We start from the raw sequence: 8230 nt of genomic DNA on the forward strand, positions 1-8230 counted from the left end.
CGCCGAAGTTCACCCGGCGGCACATCCTCCCGGATCATCAGCGCCCGCATGGTCCGCTCCACGCCGATGAATCACGAACGCCCGCGTCGGCTCAACCCCAAAAGTCAGAACTTTGCGCGCCGGGTATTACTCAGGCTCGCCTCTCGTCGCGACAGGGCGGCCCGCCTCTTCCTCCTGGCGTCATCCGCCGGGCGTGAGGGTGCCCAGAGCCCGGGCGGGCCGCTCGAAAAGGAAGCCGACGCCGGCGGCGCGCAGCGCGACGGTGCGCGCGGGCCAGCCCGGCACGAGCGGGGCGAGCCGCCGCAGCCGGGCCGCGTGCGCCAGTCGGCGGCGCAGCCAGTCGGCCTCCAGCCGTGCCACGGGCCGCAGCTGGGCGGCGAAAAGCGCCTTGATCGCGGCGGCACTGCGGCAGGCGGTGTGGGCCGAGCGCGCCTGCGCGGCGGTGGCGGCCCGGCTGCGATCCAGGCCGACCAGCCGGAAGAGCAGGCGCTGGCGGCGGGAACCGGGGGATGCGGTGGACCGGCGGCGCGCCGACATGCGGCTCCCACAGCGTCTCCCTGACGGGACGAAGGGCGAGCAGGCGGCCGCCCGGCCTGAGCACCCGGGCGATTTCGGCGGCGCACGGCGCAAGGCCGTGGATGCGCTCGAAGTCCTGGTTCGCCAGCACCGCGTCGAAGTGCGCATCGGGGAACCGAATCGCGCCGCCGAGCGGCATCCGGAGGATGCGCGCGTCGCCGGCGGTAACCTCGCCGAGCCGCTCCTGCGCGCCCTCGCAGGCGCCAACTCCCCAGGCGTCGCAGCCGCGAGCGAGAACCTCGCGCTCCAGCTCTCCGCTGCCGCAGCCGAAGTCGAGGACGCGACTCCCGCGCGGGCAGAGGCGGAGCAGGAAATCGTCCTTCACGCGACGCACCGGGCCATGCCTGCGCGGGGGCGGGCGAAGGCATGGGCGCGCGCTGCACCCGCGCCCATCGGGCCATTCCTGCACGGGGAGAGGGGCGAGCAACGGATGGGCCGCGCCCGCCGCGCTTGGCGCCGCGGGCGCGAGCGCGACCTGCCACGGCCGTGAGCCCCCTCCCCCCGCCGGTGTGGAAGAGCGAGCCCCGCTCCCGGAGCGCGCTGCTCCGCAGCGCGCGCGGCGGCACCTGCCTCGATCCCGCCGCCCGCGCCGGTTCGCGCGCTCCGCCCGCGGCCCCCCGCGCGGCGGCCGGCGCGGGACGCCGCGCGCCCGGCGTTTCCGCCGTCCGCGCTCCGCCGCGCCGGCGGATAGCCGGTCCTAGGCCCGCGCCGGCAGGCGCCCGGCGTCGCGCCGGTTCTCGTAGGCCTTGGCGTGGATGTAGGCGGTCTCGTGCAGCGCGTCGTCCACGCCGGCGCGGCGCGCGGCCTCGAGCATGAAGCCGAGGATGTGGTCGGCCTCGATCCGCCCGCCGGATTCGAGGTCGTGCAGCATCGAGGCCTGGTTCCTCGCCTGCGGATTCCGGAACATCGGGCGGATCTGCCGCTCCAGCACCTCCGGGCGCACCGGGAAGCCCTCGGCGGCGGCGATCGCGGCGTTGCGCTCGAGCAGCCGCTCCATCCAGGCGATCCCGCCCGGGGCGCGCGCGATCTCGCCGACATTGGCGCGCATCAGCACGGTGGCGGCGGCGACGGTGTGCAGCAGCACGAGCTTGTCCCACAGGAGCTGGCGGATGTTCGCGCTCGCCTCGCCCTCGGCCGCCGGCGCCTTCGCGAAGGCGGCGGCGAGCGCCCGCACGCGCTCCGACATCGTGCCGTCGAGTTCGCCGAAGGCGACGGAGGCGTGGCCGCCGTGGTGCCGCACCACCCCCTCCGGCGTCAGGGCGGCGAAGATGCGGGCGAGGCCGCCCAGCACGCGCTCCTCGCCGAAGGCGGCCTGCAGCGTCGCGATGTGGGTCATGCCGTTGAGCAGCGGCACGATGCCGGTGCGCGGCCCGAGCGCCGGACGCAGCGCGGCGATCGCGTCGTCGAGGTCGTAGGCCTTGCAGCTCAGGAGCACGACGTCCCAGCCGGTGCCGGCCTCCTCCGGGAGCAGGGCGCGCACGCGGGCGCGGAAGTCGCCCTGCGGGCTCTCGATGGCGAGCCCGTCGCGCTCGAGCCTCGCCTTGCGGGCCGGGCGGACCAGGAAAGCGACCTCCTCGGCGCCGCCGCCCTCGATCAGCCGCCCGCCGAAATAGCCGCCGACCGCGCCGGCGCCGAGGACCAGGATGCGCATGGGATGCTCCGTGAGGGTTGGGAAGGGGCGATGCCCGTCTTCGCGCGGGGCGCCTCGCGCCGATGCTAGAGCCGATCGCGGACGGCCGGAACCGGGCGCGGCGGGAAGCGGCGCACGGCGGCGGCGGGGGCGGTCAGGGCGCGCCCGGGAGGGCGGCGCGGGCGGGCCGGGCGGGGCCGCCCGCCTCAGTCCGCCCGCGGCGACGCGAAGCCGCCGAGCGCGGTGCGCAGCAGGATGCGCAGGTCGAGCGCGAGCGACCAGTTGTCGAGATACCAGAGGTCGAGCGCCACCCGGCGGCGCGCCTTCTCCAGCGTGTCCACCTCGCCGCGCGCGCCGTTGATCTGCGCCCAGCCGGTGATGCCGGGCCTGACCAGGTGGCGGGTGCGGTAGCGCTCCACCGCCTCGAAGTAGTAGGCGCCGGCGACGCGCATGTGCAGCGGGTGCGGCCGCGGCCCGACCAGGGACATCTCGCCGCGCAGCACGTTGATCAGCTGCGGCAGCTCGTCGACGCTGGTGCGCCGCAGGATGCGGCCGATGCGCGTCACCCGCGGATCGCGGGCCGCGGTCCGCCGCTCGCCGGTGGCGTCGCACTGCTCGTGCCGCATGGTGCGGAACTTGAACACCTGGATCGGCCGGCTGCCGAGGCCGAAGCGCCACTGGCGGAACAGCGCCGGCCCGGGGGATTCCAGGCGGATCGCCAGCGCGACCAGCGCGAGGAGGGGCGAGAGCGCGAGCAGCAGGCCGCCGCCGAGGACGATGTCCATCGCGCGCTTGGCGATGCCGCCCAGGCCCCCGTGCGGGTCGGCGGCGAGATCCGCCAGCGCGAACCGGCCGATGCAGGTCAGGACCCGCGGCCTGCGACCGAGCGCGGCGGCGTCGAGCGCCAGCGCGATGCGCACCGGCTGGTCGGCGAGCCGCTCGCAGACCCGGGCCATGCGTTCGGACGCGTCCGGTCCGCGCAGGGCGAGGGCGACGACCTCGGCGCCGTGGCGCTCGACCAGCGCCGCCAACCGGTCGAGGCCGCCGGCCTCGCGGTCGTCCACGCGGCCGGCGAGCCGCCAGCCGCCCTGCGCCGCCTCCGCGATCGCGCGGGCGAGCGGCTCGGCATGCTCGGGCGCGCCGACGACCACGACGCCCCGCCTGCCGGCCAGGCTCCCGCCGAGGTGCGCGGCGCCGTGGCGCAGCGCCGCCGCCACCGCGGCCGACGCCAGGCCCCAGCCGGCGAACCAGGCGGGCAGGTCGTCCGGCAGCGCGCCGGCCGGCGGCAGCGCCAGCCAGGCGGCCGCGCCCATGGCCCCGAGCGTGGTCGCGACCGCCGCCGCGGCCCGCAGCGCCGCCCGGTTGGGCGGCTCGGGATCGGGCATCCGATCGAGATGCAGCGCGTGGCGCACGAGCGCCGCCAGCACGGCGGCGAGCGCCCCGAGGCCGAGCGTCCGCCAGACGCCGAAGGCCGCAGCCGTTTCGGGAAAGAAGGGGCGCGCCGCGAGCGCGAGGACGATCACCTGGGCCGCATCCGCCGCCGCCACGTGGCAGCGGAGGGCGCGCGCGCCCAGGCGCCGGATCCGGGACGCCGCCGGGAGGGCGGGATTCGCGAGCAGCGCGAGCAGATCGGGGTTGGTCGGGACGGCTCCTCCTTCGGCCAGGGCCCGGTGTTCCGTCACGACGTCCTCCCCGTTGTCTTGCCGGCATCCGGCGGGACCCGCGAGGCGCGCCGGGGGCGGGCCGGCGGTGGCGGTGGCCCCGCCACGCCGCACCTCTCACTCGCGGTCGGCGGGCGCGGCGCCCGCCAGCGGGGAAGCGGCGGCGGCGAGGGCCGCCGGGATCGCGTTCGGGACGGCCGGGACGCCCGGCATCGCCGCCATGCTGCGGACCGGACCCATGCCGAGCGCCAGCCGGAAATGGGCGATGGTGCGGAGCAGCCCCTCCTCGAGCGGCGTGCGCGGCTCCCAGCCGAGCAGCGCGCGCGCCCGCGCGATGTCCGGCCGGCGCTGCCGCGGATCGTCGGGCGGCAGCGGCGCGAAGGTGAGGCGCGAGCGCGAGCCGGTCAGCCGCAGCACCATCTCCGCCAGCTCGCGGATCGTGAACTCCGCCGGGTTGCCGAGGTTGACCGGGCCGGTCTCGCCCGCCGGCGTGTCCATCAGCCGGATCAGCCCGTCCACCAGGTCGTCCACGTAGCAGAAGGCACGGGTCTGGGAGCCGTCGCCGTAGAGGGTGATCGGCTCGCCGCGCAGCGCCTGGACGACGAAGTTCGAGACCACCCGGCCGTCGTTCGGATGCATGCGCGGCCCGTAGGTGTTGAAGATCCGGGCCACCTTGATGTCGAGGCGGTGCTGCCGGTGGTAGTCGAAGAACAGCGTCTCGGCCGCCCGCTTGCCTTCGTCGTAGCAGGCGCGCGGGCCGATCGGGTTGACGTTGCCCCAGTAGCTCTCGGTCTGCGGGTGCCGCGTCGGATCGCCGTAGATCTCGCTCGTCGAGGCCTGGAGGATGCGCGCGCGCGTGCGCTTGGCGAGGCCGAGCATGTTGATCGCGCCGTGCACCGACGTCTTGGTCGTCTGCACGGGATCGAACTGGTAGTGCATGGGAGAGGCCGGGCAGGCCAGGTTGTAGATGCGGTCCACCTCGACGTAGAGGGGGAAGGTCACGTCATGCCGCATCGCCTCGAAATGCGGATCGCCGAGGAGGTGCGCGATGTTCGCGCGCGTTCCCGTGAAGTAATTGTCCACGCAGAGCACCTCGTGCCCCGCCCGGACGAGCTGCTCGCAGAGATGCGAGCCTATGAAGCCTGCACCGCCGGTAACGAGGACGCGATGGCCTGAGCCAAGCATGGGAATCGGTCCCTCCCCCGCCACCAGGACGTCAATCCATGTGCGGTTTTCGCAAGCTGCGATTAAGTTTCGTCCTGGCGAGGAACTCTAATACTTCCGGCATGCCCTCGGTAGAAGATGCATGATCCGTACCGGGAATATCTCTCGAACGTGATCGCAAAGTTTTTTCGGTGTGAAGGTCGCGTTCGATTGCGCGCGATGGTTTTGGAGCCCGCGTTGCGCGCAACCCGCCAGCGCTTTTCCATTGCTGCTATGGAAGAAAGCCGCGCGCCGCGACGGGGCGGATGGATTCCTTCCCCCGCAGCGCGCGCGGGCGGCTCGCAGGCGGCCGGGAACGGCGCAGAGCGCGAACCCGCGTGCCGGACACTGCTCCGCCGCCATCGCTTCGGGGAGAGAGGTGCGGAAACCGCTGCGGCCCGTCAGCGGAACCGCCCGATGCGGTCGAGACGGCGCAGGATCCTGCCCGGCCAGGGCGCCAACGGGCCGAGCGGCAGGCGCGCGGGCACGTCCTCCGCCCACTGGCGCGCGCGGCGCAACAGCAACGGCAGCGAGAACGCGCCCACGCAGCCGGCGGCGACGGGGAACCCGGCATTGGCGAACAGCCGCTTGTAGGGCTCGTCGCCGGCCCCGAGCTCGATTGCGCGGATGCCGTGCGCGGCGGCGTGGCGGCAGACCTCGAGCAGCAGGATCAGGCCCGGGGAGAACCGCGCCAGCGCGGCGTCGGGGGCGTAGGCGGGATACCAGTAGTGCAGCAGGTCCGCCGAGCGCATCCCCATGTGCGCCGCGACCATGCGGTCCCCGACCGACAGCGTCGAGAGGACCCCGGCGAAGTCGGGCGTCTGGGTGGCGTGGATCCGCTCGAGCAGGGCGACCAGCCAGCGCCGGGCGAAGGCGTCGGGCAGGCCGTTCCTCCGGTACTGCCGGCTCTTCCAGGCGAGCAGCGTGTGCAGCGCGCGCGGATCGGGCTCGTGCAGGCGGAACCGCACCGGTCCGCACTGGCGCTCGAGCTGCCGCAGGCGGGCCAGCGCGTGGTGCGGGAAGCCCGACGATGCGGTGGGGATGCGGCGCGCGGCCTCGCGCCGCTCGCGCAGGTAGTCCTCGAACGTCGGCGCGAGGTCGATCGCGTGCGACGTCTCGACCGAGCGGTGGAACGGGGCGAAGGCGGGCTGCGACGCGCGGAAGTAGGTGAAGTCGTACACGGAAAGCCCGGCGGCGCGCAGGAAGGCGCGCGGGTCCCACGCGCAGCCGGGCTCGGCGACGATCGCCTGGCAGTCGCAGACGGCGCGGCCTACCGGGCCGCCGACCCGGCCGCGCCGCTCGAACGCCAGGAAGCCGACCGGCGCGCCGTCCCGCTCGGCGATCGCGACCGTCACGTCGGGACGCACCGCGGCGGCGATCCGCGCGTATTCGGGGCAGAGATAGGGCGAGGCGAGCGCGGCGTCGCCCGCCTGGAAGCGGCGCCAGGCCGCGATCTCCGCGGCCGTGAGCGCGTGCGGGGGGACGAGGCGGAAACGCACCGGGCCCTCGCGGCCGGCCGGTGCGCGCGCCGCCGCGGGCACCGGCATCGCGGGAGGCGGGGCGACAGTCGTCACGGGCCCTGCCCGTCGCCGCGCCCCGCGGACGGGAGGGGCGCCGTCGCGGCGGCGCGGGGGCCGGGCAGGACGGACGCCACCGGCCTGACCTCGAGTCCCGCCGCCAGCGCGCGCCGGACCGCGTCCTCCAGTTCGGCCGGCGTGCAGCCGTAGTCCGAGGGCCGCTCGCGGACGTCGTGCGTGTAGAGGATGAGCCAGGCGCGCCGGCCCGCCGCGGCGGCGATGAGCCCCGGGATGTCGGCGCCGCGTCCCCGGCAGCGCTCCAGCCCTACCGCGCGCAGCAGCGAGCGGTCGAGGCGCGAGCCGTTCAGGCCGCGGATGGTCGAGCGGCAGCTTCCGAACAGCGGCGATACCGCGTGCCGGGCGCGCAGCGGCGCCGCGCCCCACGGGTAGGAGAAGCTGTGCCCGACCCATCCCGGCAGGCGCTCCCGCAGGAACCGCCCGTTGCGCGCGATCGAGGCGAGGTATTCCGCGGTCGGGTTCCGGGCGGCCGACAGGTGGTCGTAGGTGTGGCAGGCGATCTCGTGCCCGGCGCCGAAGGCGGCGACGAGGTCGTCCTCGTCGTACTGCTGCACCCCGTTCCAGGAGCGCCCGCACAGCGCGCCGGAGACGTAGTAGGTCGCCCGCACCCCCAGGGCGTCGAGGACGGGGCCGCCGACCTCCCAGGCGGTCTTGGGGAAGTCGTCGAAGGACACGCTCAGCACGCCGCGCGGCCGCTCCGCCCATGCGCCGGCCACCAGGATGCGCGGGGCAAGCGCGTCGGAGAGCTTGCGGGCGATCCGGTCGCGAAGGCTCAGCTGCATCGGAGGCCACCCCTCCGCGCTCGCGCGCGCGGCCGTGCGGCGGCGGGCGGCCGGCGGCCATCCGCGCACCCGGCGAAGACGGTGGCGGCACCCCCGCCCGGGCGGGGCCGGCCCGGTCGTGCCGGCCGGGGCGCGCTCCGGCACGCCCCGCTGGCCTGCGGCCGCGCCGCTCCGGCGGCAGGCGCGCCGTGGGCTGGCGCCGGGAGCGCGGGCGCCGCGCGGCCGGCGCGGCGCTGCCGAGGCAGGGATCGCGCGCGCGCGGCGCCGCGGGCGGGAGCGCCGCCGAACCCGGCCCGGCCGGTTGCCAGGACACGCACCTTCGCCCCGAGCATCCGGCCCCTCTTCCCCAATCTCTTCGCGACTTGGAACCCTGCTTCAGCCCCGCATCGGATCGGGAGCGGCGGAAGGGACCCAGGAACCGCAGAACAGTGTGCGCCCAGGCCCGCGACGGATTCCTTCACTTCGCGGTGACGGCAGAGGCGCGCGAGGACGCGTTCTTGCGATCCGTTGGCCCGGTTGTCGGCCCGGTCCGCGCCGACTTGAATCCCGTTCGCGCCGCGGAGACCCCTGCGAAACGCGCCCGATCGGGTGAGGCAGGTGTGAGGGCGGCCTGGAAGCGGCCTTTGTGTTCGGTTTCGGTGTCTGGCGGCAGGCCGGGGGGGCGCGCGTCGCCTGTCAGGCGAGGAGGCGTTCGGCGCGGCGGAGGTTCATGGCGGTGCAGGGCAGGTGCAGAGGGGCGCCGTTGCGCCGCAGGCTGCGGCGGCGGACGCGGCGCCAGCCGTG

At 75.6% G+C, this 8230-nt stretch carries 6 protein-coding genes and 1 pseudogene; all 7 read right to left on the reverse strand.

Annotation, left to right across the window (positions count from 1 at the left end):
* Positions 1 to 180 precede the first annotated feature (180 nt).
* Positions 181 to 537, reverse strand: a complete 357-nt coding sequence (locus K1J50_RS19345; RefSeq protein WP_255575436.1) for a hypothetical protein — start codon at positions 535 to 537, stop codon at positions 181 to 183.
* Positions 538 to 631: 94 nt separating this feature from the next.
* Positions 632 to 985: pseudogene (locus tag K1J50_RS19670) on the reverse strand (class I SAM-dependent methyltransferase); the annotation flags it as partial.
* Positions 986 to 1273: 288 nt separating this feature from the next.
* Positions 1274 to 2227: a ketopantoate reductase family protein gene (locus tag K1J50_RS17885; RefSeq protein WP_220119118.1), complete on the reverse strand. Its 954-nt coding sequence runs from the start codon at positions 2225 to 2227 to the stop codon at positions 1274 to 1276.
* 185 nt (positions 2228 to 2412) lie between these two features.
* A complete protein-coding gene (locus tag K1J50_RS19355; protein WP_369413644.1) occupies positions 2413 to 3888 on the reverse strand; it encodes an exopolysaccharide biosynthesis polyprenyl glycosylphosphotransferase in 1476 nt (491 codons plus the stop codon).
* 96 nt (positions 3889 to 3984) lie between these two features.
* A complete protein-coding gene (locus tag K1J50_RS17895; RefSeq protein ID WP_220119119.1) occupies positions 3985 to 5052 on the reverse strand; it encodes a UDP-glucuronic acid decarboxylase family protein in 1068 nt (355 codons plus the stop codon).
* A gap of 419 nt (positions 5053 to 5471) precedes the next feature.
* The gene (locus K1J50_RS17900) at positions 5472 to 6644 is read right to left on the reverse strand and encodes a GNAT family N-acetyltransferase (protein ID WP_220119120.1); all 1173 of its coding nucleotides are present in this window, start codon (positions 6642 to 6644) and stop codon (positions 5472 to 5474) included.
* Positions 6641 to 7447, reverse strand: coding sequence for a polysaccharide deacetylase family protein (locus tag K1J50_RS17905; RefSeq protein WP_220119121.1), 807 nt, complete (start codon positions 7445 to 7447; stop codon positions 6641 to 6643). Before K1J50_RS17905 ends, K1J50_RS17900 begins: the two co-directional genes overlap by 4 nt.
* Positions 7448 to 8230 lie beyond the last annotated feature (783 nt).

Origin of the sequence: Caldovatus aquaticus, from assembly GCF_019458025.1 — a bacterium.
GTDB classification, from domain to species: Bacteria; Pseudomonadota; Alphaproteobacteria; order Acetobacterales; family Acetobacteraceae; genus Caldovatus; species Caldovatus aquaticus.

What these genes read in the sequence shown, in the direction of transcription:
- K1J50_RS17885 (WP_220119118.1), bottom strand. Translation starts at nt 2,227, where the DNA reads ATGCGCATCCTGGTCCTCGGCGCCGGCGCGGTCGGCGGCTATTTCGGC.
- K1J50_RS17905 (WP_220119121.1), bottom strand. Translation starts at nt 7,447, where the DNA reads ATGCAGCTGAGCCTTCGCGACCGGATCGCCCGCAAGCTCTCCGACGCG.
- K1J50_RS19345 (WP_255575436.1), bottom strand. Translation starts at nt 537, where the DNA reads ATGTCGGCGCGCCGCCGGTCCACCGCATCCCCCGGTTCCCGCCGCCAG.
- K1J50_RS17895 (WP_220119119.1), bottom strand. Translation starts at nt 5,052, where the DNA reads ATGCTTGGCTCAGGCCATCGCGTCCTCGTTACCGGCGGTGCAGGCTTC.